This is a genomic window from Catonella sp., from assembly GCF_057250765.1.
On sequence record NZ_DBHIEC010000017.1, the window covers coordinates 1 to 19,974 of the forward strand.

At 40.0% G+C, this 19,974-nt stretch carries 17 protein-coding genes; 15 read left to right on the forward strand and 2 right to left on the reverse strand.

Annotation, left to right across the window (positions count from 1 at the left end; genetic code table 11):
* Positions 1 to 419: 419 nt before the first annotated feature.
* Both ACO6HM_RS09295 and ACO6HM_RS09300 read right to left on the reverse strand, forming a co-directional pair.
* The gene (locus ACO6HM_RS09295; protein WP_485390778.1) at positions 420 to 1,373 is read right to left on the reverse strand and encodes an alpha/beta hydrolase; all 954 of its coding nucleotides are present in this window, start codon (positions 1,371 to 1,373) and stop codon (positions 420 to 422) included.
* A gap of 45 nt (positions 1,374 to 1,418) precedes the next feature.
* Positions 1,419 to 1,787 carry a winged helix-turn-helix transcriptional regulator gene (locus ACO6HM_RS09300; RefSeq protein WP_485390779.1) on the reverse strand — a complete coding sequence of 123 codons (369 nt, stop codon included), beginning with the start codon at positions 1,785 to 1,787 and terminating at the stop codon, positions 1,419 to 1,421.
* A gap of 242 nt (positions 1,788 to 2,029) precedes the next feature.
* Between ACO6HM_RS09300 and pth the strand changes: the two genes are divergently transcribed.
* From pth to nikC, 15 genes are all read left to right on the forward strand, one after another.
* The gene (gene pth, locus ACO6HM_RS09305; protein WP_485390802.1) at positions 2,030 to 2,608 is read left to right on the forward strand and encodes an aminoacyl-tRNA hydrolase; all 579 of its coding nucleotides are present in this window, start codon (positions 2,030 to 2,032) and stop codon (positions 2,606 to 2,608) included.
* 9 nt (positions 2,609 to 2,617) lie between these two features.
* The gene (gene mfd / locus ACO6HM_RS09310) at positions 2,618 to 6,169 is read left to right on the forward strand and encodes a transcription-repair coupling factor (protein ID WP_485390780.1); all 3,552 of its coding nucleotides are present in this window, start codon (positions 2,618 to 2,620) and stop codon (positions 6,167 to 6,169) included.
* Complete coding sequence (locus ACO6HM_RS09315; RefSeq protein WP_485390781.1) at positions 6,169 to 6,861, forward strand: hypothetical protein; 693 nt, start codon at positions 6,169 to 6,171, stop codon at positions 6,859 to 6,861. The genes mfd and ACO6HM_RS09315 overlap by 1 nt, the downstream gene beginning before the upstream one ends.
* Positions 6,862 to 7,021: 160 nt before the next feature.
* On the forward strand, positions 7,022 to 7,309 hold the full coding sequence (locus ACO6HM_RS09320) for an HU family DNA-binding protein (RefSeq protein ID WP_208429867.1): 288 nt from the start codon (positions 7,022 to 7,024) through the stop codon (positions 7,307 to 7,309).
* Positions 7,310 to 7,466: 157 nt separating this feature from the next.
* Positions 7,467 to 7,709 (forward strand): RNA-binding S4 domain-containing protein, encoded by a 243-nt coding sequence (locus ACO6HM_RS09325; RefSeq protein WP_485379282.1) that lies wholly within the window; start codon positions 7,467 to 7,469, stop codon positions 7,707 to 7,709.
* A gap of 194 nt (positions 7,710 to 7,903) precedes the next feature.
* Positions 7,904 to 8,323, forward strand: a complete 420-nt coding sequence (rpsL, locus tag ACO6HM_RS09330) for a 30S ribosomal protein S12 (protein ID WP_208429865.1) — start codon at positions 7,904 to 7,906, stop codon at positions 8,321 to 8,323.
* Positions 8,324 to 8,633: 310 nt separating this feature from the next.
* Entirely contained in the window at positions 8,634 to 9,104 is a 471-nt protein-coding gene (gene rpsG / locus ACO6HM_RS09335; RefSeq protein WP_208429864.1) for a 30S ribosomal protein S7, read from the forward strand.
* A gap of 15 nt (positions 9,105 to 9,119) precedes the next feature.
* On the forward strand, positions 9,120 to 11,252 hold the full coding sequence (fusA, locus tag ACO6HM_RS09340) for an elongation factor G (RefSeq protein WP_485373090.1): 2,133 nt from the start codon (positions 9,120 to 9,122) through the stop codon (positions 11,250 to 11,252).
* A gap of 160 nt (positions 11,253 to 11,412) precedes the next feature.
* Positions 11,413 to 12,600 carry an elongation factor Tu gene (gene tuf / locus ACO6HM_RS09345; protein ID WP_485390782.1) on the forward strand — a complete coding sequence of 396 codons (1,188 nt, stop codon included), beginning with the start codon at positions 11,413 to 11,415 and terminating at the stop codon, positions 12,598 to 12,600.
* 164 nt (positions 12,601 to 12,764) lie between these two features.
* Positions 12,765 to 13,721, forward strand: a complete 957-nt coding sequence (locus tag ACO6HM_RS09350; protein ID WP_485390783.1) for a hypothetical protein — start codon at positions 12,765 to 12,767, stop codon at positions 13,719 to 13,721.
* 226 nt (positions 13,722 to 13,947) lie between these two features.
* Positions 13,948 to 15,000 (forward strand): hypothetical protein, encoded by a 1,053-nt coding sequence (locus tag ACO6HM_RS09355; protein ID WP_485390784.1) that lies wholly within the window; start codon positions 13,948 to 13,950, stop codon positions 14,998 to 15,000.
* A gap of 220 nt (positions 15,001 to 15,220) precedes the next feature.
* Positions 15,221 to 16,051 (forward strand): hypothetical protein, encoded by an 831-nt coding sequence (locus ACO6HM_RS09360; protein ID WP_485390785.1) that lies wholly within the window; start codon positions 15,221 to 15,223, stop codon positions 16,049 to 16,051.
* A 495-nt stretch (positions 16,052 to 16,546) separates the two neighbouring features.
* On the forward strand, positions 16,547 to 18,064 hold the full coding sequence (locus tag ACO6HM_RS09365) for an ABC transporter substrate-binding protein (RefSeq protein WP_485390786.1): 1,518 nt from the start codon (positions 16,547 to 16,549) through the stop codon (positions 18,062 to 18,064).
* 83 nt (positions 18,065 to 18,147) lie between these two features.
* Positions 18,148 to 19,077, forward strand: a complete 930-nt coding sequence (gene nikB / locus ACO6HM_RS09370; RefSeq protein ID WP_485390787.1) for a nickel ABC transporter permease — start codon at positions 18,148 to 18,150, stop codon at positions 19,075 to 19,077.
* A 9-nt stretch (positions 19,078 to 19,086) separates the two neighbouring features.
* Positions 19,087 to 19,965: a nickel transporter permease gene (gene nikC / locus ACO6HM_RS09375; RefSeq protein ID WP_208429845.1), complete on the forward strand. Its 879-nt coding sequence runs from the start codon at positions 19,087 to 19,089 to the stop codon at positions 19,963 to 19,965.
* The last annotated feature ends 9 nt before the right edge of the window (positions 19,966 to 19,974 follow it).

Below are 19,974 nucleotides of genomic sequence, written 5' to 3' on the forward strand. Positions count from 1 at the left end.
TAATTATGATTTCTCACAACGAGATAAAAGACAAAAATGCTTATGATGGGATAGTTAATGTCCTGAATCCGTGAAGTTAAAAATCTAACTTTTACGAAAATGCCTAAGCTACCGTGGTTTATTAAAAGTTTTATATTTTACTACAATTCACCTGTAAGGTGAAACAATTTTACCAAAAAACTCAATCATATGGATGTGACTATGAACCGTTCCCAGCACCAGATTAGGATTTGTAGGGCTAATGTGATTGTTTTTAATCTAAGTGACGCTCCTACCTTTTTGCATTGCTCATAGGCTTAGGTGCTTCGCAATGCGTCTCTGAGCAACGCAAAAACAAAGCGTCAACTTTGTATAATGTGTTCATACCGACAACTTAAATTTATAACTCCATATCCGCCCCTTCAAATTACTAATAAATATCAATCACTCAAAAAGTTTTTAATCTCCTTACTTATTCTTCTATATTCGTAATCATGCACATAATGTGGACAATCCAATTCTACATACCTTCCAGACTTCACTTCTCTGATGTATTCTTCCGTTATTTTTCTCCATATTTCTTTATCAAAACCAGTTCCACCAGTGCCATTAGAAATAAATAACAACATATCAACCTGTGGCACTCCATTTTGCTCTACAATCCTTGCATTATCCTTAATAGTCTTTGCTTCATTTATCATTGTTACAGTTGCCGTCCTGTTATAAAAAATTGCTCTATACACATTCTTTTCATAATCAGTCAATGTTCCATGCTTTATGGCATCACTTTCTGCAAGTGCAGGAATTAGCCTGGTAATTCCTAGAGCAGATGCATATTGTCCGAGTTTCATCAGTGAAAGATTTATTTTTATATTCTTGTAACATTCCGGTACAGACATATCCAAGCCTATGATTGCTTCGATTTCATCTGGGTATTCCTGAGCCCAATAAAGTGCTTCAATTCCAGACATAGAATGCGGGCATAAAATATACGGACCATCGATTCCTGCTTTATGCAAAGCTAATCTTGTTTCAGATAATATAGTCTGTATATTTCTATCTTCATCGACAATATCACTATATCCATATCCAAACTTTTCAACAACAGCGATACGATACTTGTTACTTAACAATGAGTATAGCGACTTAAAGTCCAGAATGGGAGAGCAGGTTCCAGCCCCCGATAAAAATACAAGTGTTTTTGAACCACTCCCTTCCACATATATACTCATATTTTTCCCATTTATATCAATGAGCTGTCCTAATGGCTTTCTTAATTTTTCCTCTACAGTAAGCCTATACCTATGATAAACAAAGCAAATCAAAATTAAGAAAACAATAATTGTTACTATCCTTAATAATAGCCTTAGCATTGTTTTTGCTCTTTTTTTCATTGTCTTTACTTGTCCTTCCTGAAATAAAAACGGCAAATTGCTCCTTTATTTTACAATCCATGACCCCATTTTCTTCGATCCAATCCGTTCAATTACACCTTCATCAATAAGTTCTTTCATCAGCATTTGTATTGCTCTCCTGGATTTATTCATCATTTCTGATATCTCAACTTGTGTTAATGAAGGATTTTCTTTAAGAAGAAGTAATATATGTTCGCGATTAGTTATCTGGTTATTTTGCGCTTTATTTTGCGCTTTATTTTGCGCTTTATTATATTCATAATTCAGATTCCAAAGAGTCAGGAAAAAATTATATCCGTCCGTATAAAACACAGGCTTTAATTCTTCCTTGTATCGTTCCTGAGCCTCATAAACATCAAGAATCGTCTTGAATCCGCTACCTCTTCGCTCCATTTATAAGGATATCGCTTTTGCGCTTTAAATTCAATTCTAAAGTGCATTTTTTATATCTATGCGCTCTACAAATTAGAATTATGGTTTTTCATTATATTTATTGTCTTTAGGCGTGGATAATGCTAGAATGAGAGGCAGGAATTAATATGAATATTCCCATAGATTTAATATGTGGAAATGAGAATAATGGAGATGAAGGCTCTTATTATATCCATGTAAATATAAGTGAAAGAAGGAAAATTATGTATATAATAGCAGGACTAGGGAATCCGGACAGAAAATATGCAGGAACACGCCACAATATAGGCTTTGACGTAATTACTTATTTATCTGATAAATATGGTATTTCGCTCTCAAAGACAGGCTTTAAGTCAAAGCTTGGACAGGGCTTTATAGAGGGCGAGAAGGTTCTTCTTATGAAGCCCCAGACCTACATGAACCTATCAGGTGAGGCAGTGGGAGAGGCTGTTAACTTCTACAAGGTAGATGAGACTACTGAGCTAATCATCATACAGGATGACATAGACCTTGAGCCCGGCAATATCAGGATAAGGGTTAAGGGTAGTGCAGGAGGACATAACGGCATAAAGAGTATCATATCTCATCTTGGCGGCAATGAATTCATCCGCCTAAAGCTCGGTGTGGGTGGAAAGCCTGAAGGAGGCGACCTTGCAGACCACGTGCTGTCAGGCTTTGACAGGGATACCGAGCCACTTATAAGGAAGGTCATAGAAAATGCAGGGGCTGCCATACTGACCGTAATGAAGGAAGGGGCAGAGGCAGCCATGAATAAGTATAATGGAATGAAAATCTCGGTATAAGGAGACAAGATGAATCTACTTACTGAACCACTTTTGGAACTTTCTGAGATAGATAAGGCTCTAAACTGCATCAATAAAAAGGAGCTGCCTGTACTTATCACAGGCTGTATGGATGCTCAAAAGTGTAATATAATAGAAACCCTGTCGGAGGCCGCGGACAAAAGGCATAAGGTCATAATAACCTATGACGAGATAAGAGCCAGGGAAATCCAAGCTGATATGAAGCTTTATGATAAAAAAGCTGTTATATATCCTGCGAAGGACATTATGTTTTTTGCGGCAGATGTGCATGGCAATGCGATAGTAAGCGGCAGGCTTGAGGTAATAAAGAGGCTGATTGAGGAGAAACCCTCAACGGTGATTTTAAGTTTAGAGGCGGGACTTGACAGGGTGCTGCCGCTTTCCTATGTCAAGGAGAGGATAGTAAGGCTGTCAGTGGGTGACAGCTTTGATATATCTAAACTTAGCAAAAAGCTTGCAGTCCTTGGCTATGAAAAGACCTCCCAGGTATCAGGAAAGGGACAGTTTGCAGTAAGGGGAGATATATTTGACATCTTCCCGCTTACAGAGGAAACACCTATGAGACTCGAGTTCTGGGGAGATGAAATCGACTCTATTAGGGCTTTTGATGTGGAGAGCCAGCGCTCCATTGAGAATGTGGAGGAGTTACTCATCTATCCTGCAACTGAAATAATTATAGATGAAGAGAGGAAGAATGAAGGACTTAAAAGGCTGAACAAAGAAAAAGAAGAGGTGTATAAGAGGCTTAGGGCTGAAATGAAGACGGAGGAAGCTGCCAGAATACACTGCACCATAGAGGAATTTAAGGATAACCTTGAAATATACGGCGGTTCATTTGGTATAGACAGCTACATCAACTATTTCTTTGATGAGACAGAGACATTTTTTGATTATTTTAATGAGGAAGACATCTTCTTCATAGATGAGCCTATAAGGATAGAGGAAAAGGGTAAGGCTGTTTCTTTTGAATGGCGTGAGAGTATGGGAAGCAGGCTTGAAAAGGGCTACATTCTCTCAAAGCAGGCGGATACAATCTGGGATTATAAAAAGGTACTTGCAAAACTTGCAGGGAAGAATACTGTACTTTTAAGCTTACTAGAGACGAGAACGGGAGATATAGAAGCAAAAAAGAGGTTTGATGTGCTTTCAAGGAACATTAACCCTTATAATAACAGCTTTGAAACCCTTATCAAAGATTTAACAAAGTACAAAAAAGAGGGATACAGGGTAGTGGTTGTAAGCTCTTCAAAGTCGAGGGCAGAGAGGCTTGCTGAGGACTTTAGGGAGAGGGAACTTATGGCAAACTACCTCGAAAATGGAGAAAGAATACCTATAATCGGGGAAGTTGTTACCATACAGGGTAATCTTAGGAGGGGCTTTGAATACCCTTCTATTAAGTTCGCTATTATCTCTGAAAGCGATATATTTGGAGCAGAAAAGAAGAAGACAAACAGAAAGAAAAAGAAGATAGACGGGGCGTCCATAGCGAATTTCTCAGAGCTTCACGAGGGAGATTATGTAATTCATGAAAACCATGGAATCGGAGTATACAGAGGTATAGAGAAGTTTACTGTGGAGGGAGTAACCAAGGACTATGTAAAGGTTGATTATAGCGGTGATGTAAGTATCTTCGTGCCTACCACCAACCTTGATATATTACAGAAGTATTCAAGTGCAAGCGGAGCCAAGCCAAAGATAGACAGGGTGGGTGGACAGGCGTGGAAGAAGACCAAATCCAAGGTAAGGGAGTCCATTGGTGAGATAGCTAAGGATTTGGTGGAGCTTTATGCTAAGAGGCAGCAGGAAGAAGGCTTTAGATATGGCAAGGATACTGTGTGGCAGCAGGAATTTGAAGAAATGTTCCCGTATGATGAGACAGAAGACCAGTTGAATGCAATAAAAGATGTCAAGGCTGACATGGAAAGCATAAGGATAATGGACAGACTGGTTTGCGGTGATGTGGGCTTTGGAAAGACTGAAGTGGCTATAAGAGCCGCATTTAAGGCGGTATCCGAAGGGAAACAGGTGGTCATGCTTGTACCAACTACCATACTTGCAGGACAGCATTTTGCAACATTTTCAAAAAGAATGCAGAACTTCCCTATAACAGTGGAATTCTTATCGAGGTTTAAGTCATCTGCTGAGACGAAGAAGATAAAGGAGAAGCTAAAAGCGGGCCTTATTGACATCATTATCGGCACTCATAAGGTACTTTCTGCTGAGATAAAGTATAAGGACTTAGGCCTCCTCATAATAGATGAGGAGCAGAGGTTCGGTGTGAGCCATAAAGAGAAGATAAAGAAACTAAGGCAAAACGTGGATGTGCTCACACTTTCCGCGACCCCTATACCAAGAACGCTACACATGAGCCTTGTGGGAATCAGGGACATGTCGGTGCTTGAAGAGCCTCCTGTGGACAGAATCCCTATTCAGACCTATGTGCTTGAACACGATGACGAAATAATCAGAGAAGCGATAAACAGGGAGATTGGGCGTAACGGCCAGATTTACTATGTGTACAACAGGGTAAACGGTATAGAAGATGTGGCGGGCAAGATAGCTGAAATGGTGCCTCACGCAAGAGTTTCATATGCACATGGGCAGATGAATGAGAGAGAGCTTGAAAGGATAATGTTTGAGTTCATTAATGGTGAAATAGACGTCCTTGTATCTACGACTATCATAGAGACGGGGCTTGATATATCCAATGTTAATACCATTATCATAGACGATGCCGATAAGATGGGGCTTTCGCAGCTTTACCAGCTAAGAGGAAGAGTGGGCAGAAGCTCGAGGACATCTTATGCCTTTCTTATGTACAAGCGTGACCGTATGCTTAAGGAAATTGCAGAAAAGAGGCTCGCGGCAATTAAGGAGTTTACAGATCTTGGCTCAGGGTTTAAGATAGCTATGAAAGATCTTGAGATAAGGGGAGCGGGAAATCTTCTTGGTAAGAGCCAGTCGGGCCATATGGAGGCGGTTGGCTATGACCTATACTGCAAGATGCTTAACGAGGAAGTAAAGAGGCTTAAGGGAGAGGCTGTATCTGCTGATGAATATGATACCTTGGTAGATATTGAGATATCAGCCTATATTCCAGCCGAATACATAAGAAACGAAGTATCAAGGCTTGAAATGTACAAGAGAATAGCTACTATATATTCTGATGAAGAGCTGCTTGAGCTAAAGGATGAGCTTATAGACCGCTATGGCGAGATGCCTGATGCCCTAGATAACCTTATAAATATATCTTATATAAGGCAGCTTGCTCACGAGGCAGGGGCTACGAAGGTTGAGATCAGGGATGAAAAGGCTAGGATAGACATATATACTGATATTAAGTTTGATGTGAATAAGCTGGGCTCTCTAATGGCTGAGAGTGAGGGCAGGTTAAAGCTAAAGAGCGGTAAGGATACAAACTTTGAATACAGATTTGGAGACGGAGTGCATAAGATAAAGGCGGAGGATAAGATTAAGGCTCTTATGTGGCTTGTAAAGGAGCTTTCGCTTTGCAGACTGAAAGAGGAAAAGGAGGGATAATGAGAAGGAATCTGCCGGTTAAGCTAGGCGCATTTGTATTGATGTTCTTAGGAATACTTTCGGCTGTATTTTACTACCGAAATCAAGAGATACCTGGTGTAGGGGAAAAAACTGATGAGATTATATCCCAGGCTCAGATTTTTGCTCCTGCACGGATGGTAAGCGCAGAGATACCTATAATAAAAATAGGCAATGAAACGGTGTATTATCCTGAGTTTGAATTCTATCTTCTTGCTACAAAGAAGGACTATGAGGCCTTACTTGGTGATAAGGTCTGGGATATAGTCCAAAATGGCAGAAGAGTGGAGGATGAGCTAAAGTCAGATATTATAGAGGAAATTGCCAGACTGAAGGTAATAGTCAATCAGGCTAAAAGCGAAGGATATAGACTGACAACTGAGGAAGAAGAAGAGATAAAAAGGGCTGCAAAAGAGCAGCTAAAGGGCATAGATCCCATGCTTAAGGCCAAGTATTATCTGGATGAGGAACTGATAACAGGGATTTATCTGGAAAATTATATGGCTACAAAGTTTTTTGACGGATTTTCAAGTGAAGCAGGCGTAAAAGGGGATGAAGCCAAAAAATTATTTAAGGATGCTTATAACTCTTGGGAAAACGCCTATACAGCAGAGATTTACTGGGAAAACATTGATAGAATCGACATTAGCGGGCTTGACATCGATGGAGAATAAGGAAGAAAATCTGGGAAAATATTACCGATGTGCCTAAAAATCAACTATTTTCCTTGAAAATGACTTGACAAATCCGAATAATAAGTTTATAAGTATCTTGTAGACTTATTTTGTGAGCGGGGTTATGCTCGCACTAGAAAATTATAGGAGGATTTATTCCATGAATAAGGCAGAACTTGTATCAGCTATCGCTGAAAAAACTGAGTTGAAGAAAGTTGAGGCAGAGAAGGCTGTTAAGGCTTTTGTGGAGGTTGTTACTGAGGAACTCAAGAAGGGTGGAAAAGTTCAGTTAGTAGGATTTGGTACATTTGAAGTATCAAAGAGAGCTGCAAGAGAAGGAAGAAACCCACAGACAAAGAAGACTATTAAGATACCTGCATCAAACGCAGCAAAGTTTAAGGCTGGTAAGGCTCTTAAAGATGCTATTAACACAAAGTCAAAGAAGTAATTAACTCATAAGAGGCGAGGGGCTGTCTGCAAAGGATGGCTCCTCTTTTTTAGTATTAACCTTTCGTAGGATGTGAGGATTGTGTAAAGGAAGCCTGCCCCCGGGCAATGTACAAAAGAGCGGCTGAGGTGAGCGCAGGTACTGAATAAGGAGAAGTATGAGATTAGACAAGTATATAAAAGTATCAAGGCTTATTAAAAGAAGAACGGTGGCTAAGTCTGCCTGTGATGCCGGAAGAGTCTATGTAAATGACAAGCAGGCAAAGGCAGGAACCGAGATTAAGATAGGAGATATCATAACTATAGGTTTTGGCGACAAGCAGATAAAGGTCAGGGTCACAGAGATAGCTGAGACGGTGAAGAAGGACGATGCTAAGGAAATGTATGAGTTTGTGGAGTGATGAAGTGTCGTAAAGGCTATATTTTATAGATAATTTATATGGAGAACTACAAGGCGGAAATACGGCATAAAATTTTGTTTGACAGAGTCTGAAAAATGTAATATAATTGCAATTACGCATGCTTAACATGCGTAGATTTTGTGTGCAGATATGTACACGGTACTAAAAAATAAGAAAATAGGAGGTGAAAATTAATGCCAACTTTTAATCAGCTCGTAAGAAAGGGTAGACAGACAGCTACTAAGAAGTCTAACTCTCCTGCTTTGCAGAAGTCAGTTAACTCCTTAAGAAAGACTACTGTTGAACAGTCTTCTCCACAGAAGAGAGGCGTGTGTACAGCAGTTAGAACAGCTACACCTAAGAAGCCTAACTCAGCGCTTAGAAAGATTGCCAGAGTACGTCTTTCTAACGGTATCGAGGTTACAAGCTACATCCCGGGTGAAGGACACAACCTTCAGGAGCATAGTGTTGTTCTTATCCGTGGAGGAAGAGTAAAGGACCTTCCAGGTACAAGATATCATATTGTTCGTGGTACCCTTGATACAGCAGGTGTTGCTAAGAGACGTCAGGCTCGTAGTAAATACGGTGCTAAGAGACCAAAGGAAGCTAAATAATTAGCGAACAATCGAACAAGGATTTTAGGATTAAAAGTGCGGGATTAATTTTTACATAAGAGATAAAATCCGGCACTCGAATCAAACCGACCGAAAACACCGCATAAGTTTACTTATGCACGGTGGTTTAGGAGGTTTGATTAAGGGTGGGAGCTTAGCTCCCGCCCAAACGAGCAAGATGCAAAGCATCTGCGAGTTGGAGTGCAGGAATATTAAGAAACAAAGTAAGATTTACCCCAGCACGGACACTAATAATGATAGTGAGTACCTAAGAATCTGTAATCAGAATTCTATGTAGGAGGGAAGAAACGTGCCACGTAAAGGACATATAGTAAAAAGAGACGTGCTCGCAGATCCAATTTACGACAGCAAGCTTGTTACTAAATTAGTTAACAACATCATGCTTGACGGTAAAAAGGGCGTAGCACAGAAGATCGTATATGGCGCTTTTGCTCGTGTTGAAGAGAAGAGCGGCAAAAAAGCAGTAGATGCTTTTGAAGAGGCTATGAATAACATCATGCCTGTACTTGAAGTAAAGGCTCGCCGTATCGGCGGTGCTACCTATCAGGTGCCTGTTGAGGTTAGACCTGAAAGAAGACAGGCGTTAGCACTTAGATGGCTTACCACATTTTCTCGCGCAAGAAGTGAGAAGACACAGGAAGAAAGACTTGCTAACGAAATACTGGATGCTATCAATAACACCGGAGCGGCAGTTAAGAGGAAAGAGGATATGCATAAGATGGCTGATGCTAACAAGGCATTCGCTCATTATCGCTGGTAATTGGAGGAAAAATCGTTGGCTAAGAGAGAATATCCACTTGAAAGAACCAGAAATATCGGTATTATGGCTCATATCGATGCAGGTAAGACTACTCTTACAGAGCGTATCTTATTCTACACTGGTGTAAACTATAAGATTGGTGATACCCACGAAGGTACTGCTACCATGGACTGGATGGCTCAGGAGCAGGAAAGAGGTATAACCATCACATCCGCAGCGACAACCTGCCATTGGACTCTTGAAAAAGAGGGTAAGCCAATGCCGGGCGCATTAGCACATCGTATCAACATCATTGATACACCTGGACACGTTGACTTCACAGTCGAGGTTGAGCGTTCACTTCGTGTACTTGATGGTGCTGTAGGCGTGTTCTGTGCTAAGGGCGGTGTTGAGCCTCAGTCTGAAAACGTATGGAGACAGGCTGATCAGTACAACGTACCTCGTATGGCTTATGTAAATAAGATGGACATACTTGGTGCTAACTTCTACGGAGCAGTAGACCAGATTAAGACAAAGCTCGGCAAGAACCCAGTGCTTCTTCAGCTTCCAATCGGAAAAGAAGATACATTTGTAGGTGTTGTTGATTTGTTTGAGATGAAGGCTTACATCTTCGAAGGAGATAAGGGAGAGAATATCAAGGTTACTGATATCCCTGATGATTTAAAAGATGATGCAGCAATCTATCATGACGAACTCGTTGAAAAGTGCTGTGAGCTTGATGACGAGCTTATGATGGAGTACCTTGACGGCAATATTCCTGAAGTTCCTGCTCTTAAGGCAGCTCTTCGTAAGGGAACAATTGAGTGTAAGGCTATTCCTGTTTGCTGCGGTACAGCATATAGAAATAAAGGTATTCAGAAGCTTCTTGATGCAGTTATCGAGTATATGCCTGCACCTACAGATATCCCTGATATCACAGGTGTTGATCCTGACGGTAACGAGGTGGTTAGACACTCATCTGATGAGGAGCCATTCTCAGCACTTGCATTCAAGATTATGACTGACCCATTCGTAGGAAAGCTTGCTTTCTTTAGAGTTTACTCAGGTATCCTTAAGTCAGGTTCTTATGTGCTTAATGCTACTAAGGGCAAGAAGGAAAGAGTAGGCCGTATCCTCCAGATGCACGCTAACAAGCGTACTGAGATTGAGGAGGTATTCTCAGGAGATATAGCTGCTGCTGTAGGTCTTAAGATTACAGCAACAGGTGATACCATCTGTGATGAGCAGCATCCTGTTATCCTTGAGTCAATGGAATTCCCAGAGCCTGTTATCGAGCTCGCTATCGAGCCTAAGACAAAGGCAGGTCAGGGTAAGCTTGGTGAGGCTCTTGCTAAGCTTGCTGAAGAGGACCCTACATTCAAGGCACATACCGATACAGAGACAGGACAGACAATTATCGCAGGTATGGGTGAGCTTCACCTTGAGATTATTGTTGACCGTCTCCTTCGTGAGTTCAATGTAGAAGCTAACGTTGGTGCACCTCAGGTTGCATACAGAGAAGCTCTTACAAAGCCTTGCGAAGTTGAAGCTAAGTACATCAGACAGTCCGGTGGACGTGGTCAGTATGGTCACTGTAAGGTTAAGTTTGCACCACTTGATGTTAACTCAGAAGAGACATTTAAGTGCGAGTCTACCGTTGTCGGCGGTGCTATTCCTAAGGAATACATCCAGCCTATCTTTGATGGTATCGAAGAGGCTACAAGAGCAGGTATCCTTGGCGGATTCCCTGTTATCGGTGTACACGCAAACGTATACGATGGTTCTTACCACGAAGTTGACTCCTCAGAAATGGCATTCCATGTAGCAGGATCTATGGCTATGAAGGACGCTATGAATAAGGGTGGTTCAGTTCTGGTTGAGCCTATCATGAAGGTTGAAGTAACAATGCCTGAAGAGTACATGGGTGATGTAATTGGTGATATCAATTCACGCCGTGGACGTATTGAGGGTATGGAAGACATCGGTGGTGGTAAGATGGTTAAAGGCTTTGTACCACTTGCAGAGATGTTCGGATACGCGACAGACCTTCGTTCAAGAACTCAGGGACGTGGTAACTACTCAATGTTCTTTGATCATTACGAGCAGGTACCAAAGAACGTTCAGGAAAAAGTTCTTTCAGCAAGAAGCCAGGAAAGGGCTGGCAAGTAATTATAATAATTATGCTTGCAAATAGACAGTTTTTAGAATATAATAGGACTTAATATGGTTGGCTTTAGTACATTTTAACAAAGTTGTAAAGTCAACCTGATAATTAGAAAAGTGATGAAGTAATCACAATATTTTCCATAATTAAGGAGGAAGATTCAAAATGGCAAAGGCTAAATTTGAGAGAAGTAAAGTACATTGTAATATTGGTACCATTGGTCACGTAGATCATGGTAAAACAACACTTACAGCTGCTATAACAAAGGTTCTTTCTGAGAGAGTACAGGGAAACAATGCTGTAGATTTCGCAAACATTGATAAGGCTCCGGAAGAGAGAGAAAGAGGTATTACTATCTCTACAGCTCACGTAGAGTACTCAACAGAGAAGAGACACTATGCACACGTTGACTGCCCTGGACATGCTGACTACGTTAAGAACATGATCACAGGTGCTGCTCAGATGGACGGTGCTATCCTCGTTGTTGCTGCTACAGACGGTGTTATGGCTCAGACAAGAGAGCACATCCTTCTTAGCCGTCAGGTAGGTGTTCCTTACATCGTAGTATTCCTTAACAAGTGTGATATGGTTGATGATGAGGAGCTTATCGATCTCGTAGAGATGGAAGTTACAGAGCAGCTTGAAGAGTATGGCTTCAAGGGATGCCCAATCGTTAGAGGTTCAGCTCTTAAGGCTCTTGAGGATCCACATGGTCCTTGGGGAGATAAGATTATGGAACTTATGGATACAGTTGATTCTTACATCCCAGATCCAGAGCGTGATGTAGATAAGCCATTCCTTATGCCTGTAGAGGACGTATTCACAATTACAGGTCGTGGTACAGTTGCTACAGGTAGAGTAGAGCGTGGTACACTTCACCTTAACGACGAACTTGAGATCGTTGGTGGACGTGAGGAGAATAGAAAGACAACAGTTACAGGTATCGAGATGTTCCGTAAGCTTCTTGATACAGCTGAGGCTGGTGATAATATCGGTGCTCTTCTCCGTGGTGTTAACCGTGATGAGATTGAAAGAGGACAGGTTCTTTGTAAACCAGGCAGTGTAACTTGCCACAAGAAGTTTACAGCTCAGGTATACGTTCTCTCAAAGGAAGAGGGTGGACGTCATACTCCATTCTTCAACAACTATCGTCCACAGTTCTACTTCAGAACAACTGATGTTACAGGTGTAGTTACACTTAATGGCGATGCAGAGATGTGTATGCCTGGTGATAACGCAGAGATTACTGTTGAACTTATTCACCCGGTTGCAATGGAAGCTGGTCTTGGTTTCGCTATCCGTGAGGGTGGTAGAACAGTTGGATCAGGTAAGGTTGCTACTATCATTGAGTAATTGTAACTGAATGATTATCAATTAAGTAAATTTGAGCCCTCCAGGGATTTCCTTGGGGGCTTTTTTCAGGTTGACATGACAACATACAAGAACTATAATTCTATGCAAATATCGTAATAATGTATCAACTAAAGTACTATCAACTAAAAACGGAGGAAATGTATATGAGGATTAGTAAGCAGATAATCGCATTATGTTTAGCTGGAACCACGATACTTTCAGGGCTTTTTCTTTCTCCCGATAAGGTGAAGGCGGATGTAAAGACTAAGCAAGCTATAGACGGCTCAAAAGTTATTGAAAGCCAAGGGTATGGAGAGCATTTATTTGGTGCGTCCTCTGATGGGAAGAATATATATTATAGTATCAACTCTGGAAGCTTTAAGAAGTCAAAGTACAACACAATAAAGAGAAATATTACAACCGGGAAAGAAACGGGAGTACTAAAAGGCAAAAAATACGGCTATTATGGATTTGATAGTCTTAAACTCTATAAAAATTATTTTCTGGGAGTGAGAACCAATGGCTCCAACCCTGTATGGCGCTCCATATACAAAGTCACAAAAGATGGGAAAGTTGAGGAACTTGCAATTGGGCGTTCTCCAGTGGTATCAGGTAATTCAATATACTATATAGCTGAAAAAGTGCAGAAGTATGGTGACAGTAAAACTCTAGGCATTTATAAAATGGATATGGATGGAGGACATAAAAAAGTGGTTAAAAAGGGAGAGTATTACACTCTTGGGCTATCAGGAGAAAATATGTACTACTCCAGAGCAAAGTATGTCGATGAGAAGCCAGATACCAAATGGTTTGACTTTAAGACAGGACAAGAAGAGAAAAATGTCGTACTTTCACAGTTATATGATGCCTCTACTAAAACAAAACTTGTGTTTAGTAATAAAGAGCTAAGAGCAGGCACCTATAAAGATGGGGCATGGGAATACAAAACGATATTAACGGTCAAGAAAGCAGATGACAACTATATGGGAATTGCACAGGTAAGATTATGCGGAAGTAAAGCCCTTGTGCAAATAAATGGTGAAGCAGTTTCTAAAATATACATGCTAGATCTAGGTGGTAAGAATAAAAAGCTGTTAAAGGAGTTCATATTAGTTGGATAGTACAAGTTATAATGGTGGTACTTAGATAGGATAACAACATAGGATATGCGGGTTAAGACTAAAAACAATTGTTAAATATAGCTTGAAAAAGGATGATTATAGGGGTATCATAGTATTGTTAACCGGTATTCAAAGCTGTCGATGTGTGTCGGTGCAATGAACCTTATGATATTGTCATAAGCTTTGAATGAACGAATAAAACAATATAAGGAGAGGTAAGAAGAGCATGAGTAATTTTAAGAGAAAAAGTGCGTTAGCACTGGCGATGATGTTAGTCTTTGTAACGGTTTTTGGTGTGCTGAAGCCTTCCGAAGCAAAGGCCTGGACTAACCTAACCATAGCGCAGTTTGATACGATTTACGAGCACAATGGTTCTAAAGAGGTAACTTATAAGCTTACACTACCTTCTTCAGGTAAGCTCACACAGATTACCTCAGTGACTGGGGAGTATGTTAACTTCTATATCTATGATGCTTCTGAAAAAGAGGTACAAACCTTATACGGAAATGCTACTAATACTTATACCTACGATATGAATCTGATTGGTGGAGATTATTATATCAAGGTTACATCAAACTGGGATAAGACAGCGGCTAACTTCAAGTGGGTATTTACTCCTTCAGAAGAATCGTTTAATGAGACACAGGATGACCGCAACAATGACCTTTCAAGCAAGTTTCAGATAGCTGTAGGACAGACTGTAAAAGGACAGTTAGCAAAGAATGATGATGTAGATTACTATGGTTTTTCAGTAAATAAAACAGGAGCTCTTAGTCTTAAGCTGATTGCTAAGATGGAAGGCATGGAGTTAAGCCTTTTAAATGATGAGGGAAGCTTTAATTACAAGGTTTCAGACATAATCAAGGGAACCAAGACATTAACCTTCCAGATACCAAAGGGAAGCTATTCCTTAATGTGTTCAGGAAATAAAACAGGTAACTATCAGTTTACTACTTCTTTTGTAAGTGGACCTTCCAAGGTAAAGCTTGCTTCAGTAAGGAATATCAAGTCAGGTAAATTAAAAGCAACCTGGAAGAAGGTAAAGTCAGTTAAGGGCTATGAAGTTCAGATATCTACAACAGGTGACTTTAGCAGTGATGTGACTACAAAGCTCGTAAAAGGTGCGAAGAAGACATCATTTACATTTAAGGGGCTTAATATAAGCAATTCATGGAGAACATATACATACTATTGCCGTGTAAGAGCCTATAAGGAGAAGAACAAGATTAAGGCGTACTCAGACTGGAGTAATGAAAAAGAGGTTACGATTAAGAGATAAGTCTTTCTGATATAAGACATAGACCGCAAGTAGACTGTAATAGTTTATTTGCGGTTTTTTATAATTTTGTAAAAAAATTGTAAATATCGTGACACCATTACAACTAAATCACATGGTATATTTCTATCATCAGGCACCTAAGTGAGGGATACACTGAGAAAGCAAATGCTCGAGAGACTATGTAATATATGCGAAATGCAGCACTAAAGGGAGGTTCAAGATGAGAATTAAAAATTTATCATTATTGTTGATTGGTTCGCTTGTTATATCAGGTGTTACTGCAGTAAATAAAGAAAAGGCTGTTGCTGGGGAAACTTTAAGAACTAAAAATATAGTTGCTGACGTAAAACCCGGGAGTGTGAGGTCTCGCAATGTACTGGCTGCGAAAGGTTATACTGATGATGAAATACTTAAGCTTGCAAAAAAGTATTTTGGCAATAATGGCGGGGAGAACAAAGCTACCGTGGAAATAGACAGCGTAGAGGGAGATATTGTAAACATACATATCTATGAAAATGTTGATGATGGAAATGGTGAAGGTCATACAGCGACCTACAATTGGTATTATGTATCGAAAAAGACAGGTAAAGGTGAAGACTTCTACGGCAACAAAGTAGACTTAACCGAGTCTTCAGCTAAGAACACAAAGAAGATGTACTCTGCAGGTAAGGTAACAATAGGAGACTTAACTTATAAGTTGACTGCAAAGAAATATGATAAGACCGAGAAAATGAATGTTAGAAATATAGTGCAGGTATCAAAGTCAGCAGGTAAGACAACAAGTCTTGTAAAGAAAGCTACCTCAGAAAAGATTGTTACAAACGGTAAACAGCTGTATTACTCCAAAAATGTGAGTAACAAGGGTGTGATATATAAGCTTGATATCAAGACCAAGAAATCCTATAAGATAATTTCAGGCAAGGGCTATGTCCTGCTTGGGGGCACAGATAAGGAACTCTACATAGGGGTATCAAGTGCCAAGAATAAGAGTGGATATGATAAATATACCTATAACTTGAAAGCTAAGAAGCTAATAACAGTCTACGATTGATGAGTTAGAGGGTGTGTAGAGAATTAGCCGTAGAAAAGATCTTCCGGAAATCGGAGGGTCTTTTTATTTTTAAATAAAGCATATTGAAAGCATAAAGATAATTTTCTTAATCAGCAACTGATGCGATATAAAATAATAACATATAAATAAGAAATTTAACAGTTTAAAGTGTCAAAATGATGATTAAAATTAATTATATAAGATATTTGATATCATAAACAGCAAAATAATTAAAAATTATAGAAATTAATTGTACAAATATTACAAATAAGGATTGACTTAGATATAAAAAGGTGTTACATTGAAGAAGAAAAGAAGAGAGCATAAAAAACACAAAAAAGAAAATGAAATTTTAATTCTAATGAATGTAATGGGGGGGATAAGGAAAAAAGAGGATAGGGAGTGACTTAACACAATAATTAGCATCAGTGGATGTCACATATATCAGGCATCCAAATCAAAAACAAATTAAGATTAAGAAGGAGAGGGAACTTTATGAGAAAGAATTTAAGAAGTTTGGCGCTGTTGTTAATCGTATGTCTTTTAGTTGGTTGTAAAGGTGCAAGTGGGGGCGGAGATACTCTTACAATCGCACTTTCGGGTGATTCAATTTCTCTTGATCCGGTACTAACTAATGACAACCAGTCAAGTAATGCTATGGCTCAGATTTACGAAGGACTTGTAAAGATTGACGACAAAACAGGTGAGATTTCACCATGTCTTGCTGAAAGTTACGAGCATCCTGATGATTTAACCTACATATTTAAGCTTAAAAAAGGCATTAAGTTTCACAATGGAGAAGAAATGAAGGCATCAGATGTGGTTTTCAGCTTAAAGAGAGCTGCTGAAGCTCCTAATGTTAAGCATCTTTTTGCTTCCATTGATCCTTCTACTATTAAGGCAACAGACGATTATACAGTAGAGTTCAAGCAGACTAAACCTTTTGCAGGTATAATTGCAGCACTTTGCCATACTGGTGGCTCAATCGTCAATGAAAAGGCAGTAACTGAAGCAGGTGACAATTACGCTCGTAATCCTGTAGGCACAAATGCACTTAAATTTGTAAGCTGGTCAAAGGCAGACAATATGGTATTAGAGCGTTTTGAGGATTATCACGGAGAAAAAACTGATTTTCAGACATTGAAGTTTAGAATAATCCCAGAGCCAAGTAACCGTGTTATCGAGCTTGAGTCCGGTGGTGTTGATATTGCACTTGATATAGTAGCAAACGATCTTGATAAGGTATCAGGAAATCCTGATTTACAGCTTGTTAAGTCACTTGACTACGGTCTTACTTATCTTGGATTTAACTGTTCAAAGGCTCCATTTACAGATCCAAAGGTTAGAGAGGCCATCTCTTACGCACTTGATACTGATTCCATTGTGAAAGCAGTATTCCACAACCTTGGTAAGACAGCTACAGGTGTATTGCCTCCAACTCTTGAGTTCTCAATCTCTGATCAGCTAAAGCTTAAAGGAAGGGATGTTGAAAAGGCGAAAGCTTTATTAAAAGAAGCAGGTCAGTCAAACCTTAAGCTCACCATTTCTACAAATGAAAATAAAGACCGTGTAGACATGGCCACAGCAATGAAAGAACAGCTTGCAGAGGTAGGTATTGAGGCATCTATCAACGTGCTTGAGTGGTCAGCATTTAATGACTTAATTAAAAAAGGAAATCATGACTTGTACATGATAGCTTGGACAGCAGATTCTCCTGATCCAGATACATTTATGTATCCTTGCTTCCATTCATCCGCTAAGGGTGAGGGAGGTAATTACGCATTCTTAGAGGATTCGAAGCTAGATAAATTACTGGATGACGCCAGATACGAGGGTGATAAGAGTAAACGAGGAGAACTTTACAAAGAGGCTCAGGAATATGTTATGGGAATAAATGCCTGGGTACCTCTTCACAACAAGGAGATTACAGCAGGTGCAAAGAAGGATATTGAGAATTTGCAACTGTCTCCATTTGGATGGCACCATTTCACACAAATCAAACGTGCCAAATAAATGAGTTTGAAAATATAGTCAATATAATGTGGGGGCTGTGGATGTATTTCCCCAGTCCCCTTTGCAAAGGGAAGGTGTAACACATGATTAAATACATTATAAAGCGAATACTTTACCTTATACCGGTTATTATTGGTGTAAGTTTCATAGTATTTGGGCTTTTATACCTGACTCCCGGGGATCCTGCCCGCAATGCGCTCGGACCTTCGGCGCCAGAGTCCGCTGTTAAGGAGCTGCGTGAAGAAATGGGACTAAATGATCCCTTCCTTGTGCAGTATGGCAGATATATCAAGAATATAGTTTTTCACTTTGATTTGGGGAATTCATATATTACAAAAAGTCCAGTGACGAGGGAGATATTATCACGAGCAGGCGCAACAGTTCGCCTCGCATTTACAGCAATCTTATTTGCAGTCTTGCTGGGGGTACCTATAGGAATTGTCTGTGCAAGGCGGCAATATTCTATCTTTGACAACATTGCTATGATATTTGCCCTTATAGGTATATCAATGCCGGTATTCTGGCTTGGTCTCCTACTTATTATGCTATTCTCTGTTAAATTAAGGTTGCTTCCATCATCAGGTTTTGATACATTTCCGCAAATGATACTTCCGACTATAGCACTTGGTTCCCAGTCAGTATCTGTAATTGCGAGAATGACGAGATCTGCAATGCTTGAGGTTATACGTAAGGACTACATACAGACTGCAAAAGCAAAAGGACAAAAAGAAAATGTAGTTATATGGAAGCATGCACTTAAAAATGCCCTTATTCCTATAATCACAATTATAGGAACACAGTTTGGACAACTCCTCGGCGGAGCTCTTATGACTGAGGTTATATTCTCTATTCCGGGCATTGGAAGACTAATGGTTGACTCAATAAAAATGCGAGATGCTCCTCTTGTTTTAGGCTCGGTATTGTTTGTTGCGGTGACATTCAGTGTTGTGAATTTGATTGTGGATATATTGTACACCTATGTGGATCCGCGTATCAAAACGCAGTATATATAGGAGGGCATTATGGGGAAAGACAGTAAAAAGCAAAGCAGCCACGGTCGCTTGAGAAATCTTAGAGATATTTGGATTCGTATGAAACGAAACAAATTGGCGATGGTAGGACTGGTAATTATAATTTTTCTTGTATTGGTTGCCATATTTGCAGACCAGATTGCTCCCTACAGTTATGCACAGCAGGATCTGAAAAATCAGTTCCAGCTTCCAAATTCTAAGCACTGGTTTGGCACAGATGACCTTGGAAGGGATATATTCAGTAGAGTTGTTTACGGTTCAAGAGTATCACTTAAAGTCGGCTTTATATCGGTAAGTATTTCTCTTATTATAGGAGTAACCCTTGGAGCGTTAACAGGATATTACGGCGGAAAAGTAGATATCCTTCTTATGAGATTTATTGATATCTTACAGGCTGTTCCTGATACTCTGCTTGCAATCGCAATCATGGCGGCACTAGGTCCCGGACTTACCAATCTTATGATGGCAGTCGGCATAGCCTCAATCCCGAGCTATGCGAGGCTTGTAAGGTCATCGGTATTGTCAATTAGAGATATGGAATTTATAGAAGCAGCTAAGGCTAATGGTTCAAGTGACTTTAGAATAATATTTAAGCATATTATTCCTAACTGTATGGCTCCAATAATTGTGCAGGCTACATTGGGTGTTGCTTATGCAATCATCAATGCAGCGGGACTTAGCTTCATCGGCTTGGGACTCGAACCACCTACGCCTGAGTGGGGTGCAATGCTTTCCGGAGGACGTGCATATATTCGTGACTATGTGCATATGACACTGTTTCCAGGACTTGCAATTGTTACCACCATCTTTGCATTAAATGTACTGGGTGACGGACTTCGAGACGCCCTTGATCCAAAGCTAAAACGATAGAGGAGGAGA

Bases quoted from the DNA above. Each gene is read 5' to 3' on its own strand.
- ACO6HM_RS09295 (WP_485390778.1), bottom strand. From the start codon at position 1,373: ATGAAAAAAAGAGCAAAAACAATGCTAAGGCTATTATTAAGGATAGTA.
- ACO6HM_RS09300 (WP_485390779.1), bottom strand. From the start codon at position 1,787: ATGGAGCGAAGAGGTAGCGGATTCAAGACGATTCTTGATGTTTATGAG.
- pth (WP_485390802.1), top strand. From the start codon at position 2,030: ATGTATATAATAGCAGGACTAGGGAATCCGGACAGAAAATATGCAGGA.
- mfd (WP_485390780.1), top strand. From the start codon at position 2,618: ATGAATCTACTTACTGAACCACTTTTGGAACTTTCTGAGATAGATAAG.
- ACO6HM_RS09315 (WP_485390781.1), top strand. From the start codon at position 6,169: ATGAGAAGGAATCTGCCGGTTAAGCTAGGCGCATTTGTATTGATGTTC.
- ACO6HM_RS09320 (WP_208429867.1), top strand. From the start codon at position 7,022: ATGAATAAGGCAGAACTTGTATCAGCTATCGCTGAAAAAACTGAGTTG.
- ACO6HM_RS09325 (WP_485379282.1), top strand. From the start codon at position 7,467: ATGAGATTAGACAAGTATATAAAAGTATCAAGGCTTATTAAAAGAAGA.
- rpsL (WP_208429865.1), top strand. From the start codon at position 7,904: ATGCCAACTTTTAATCAGCTCGTAAGAAAGGGTAGACAGACAGCTACT.
- tuf (WP_485390782.1), top strand. From the start codon at position 11,413: ATGGCAAAGGCTAAATTTGAGAGAAGTAAAGTACATTGTAATATTGGT.
- ACO6HM_RS09350 (WP_485390783.1), top strand. From the start codon at position 12,765: ATGAGGATTAGTAAGCAGATAATCGCATTATGTTTAGCTGGAACCACG.
- ACO6HM_RS09355 (WP_485390784.1), top strand. From the start codon at position 13,948: ATGAGTAATTTTAAGAGAAAAAGTGCGTTAGCACTGGCGATGATGTTA.
- ACO6HM_RS09360 (WP_485390785.1), top strand. From the start codon at position 15,221: ATGAGAATTAAAAATTTATCATTATTGTTGATTGGTTCGCTTGTTATA.
- ACO6HM_RS09365 (WP_485390786.1), top strand. From the start codon at position 16,547: ATGAGAAAGAATTTAAGAAGTTTGGCGCTGTTGTTAATCGTATGTCTT.
- nikB (WP_485390787.1), top strand. From the start codon at position 18,148: ATGATTAAATACATTATAAAGCGAATACTTTACCTTATACCGGTTATT.
- nikC (WP_208429845.1), top strand. From the start codon at position 19,087: ATGGGGAAAGACAGTAAAAAGCAAAGCAGCCACGGTCGCTTGAGAAAT.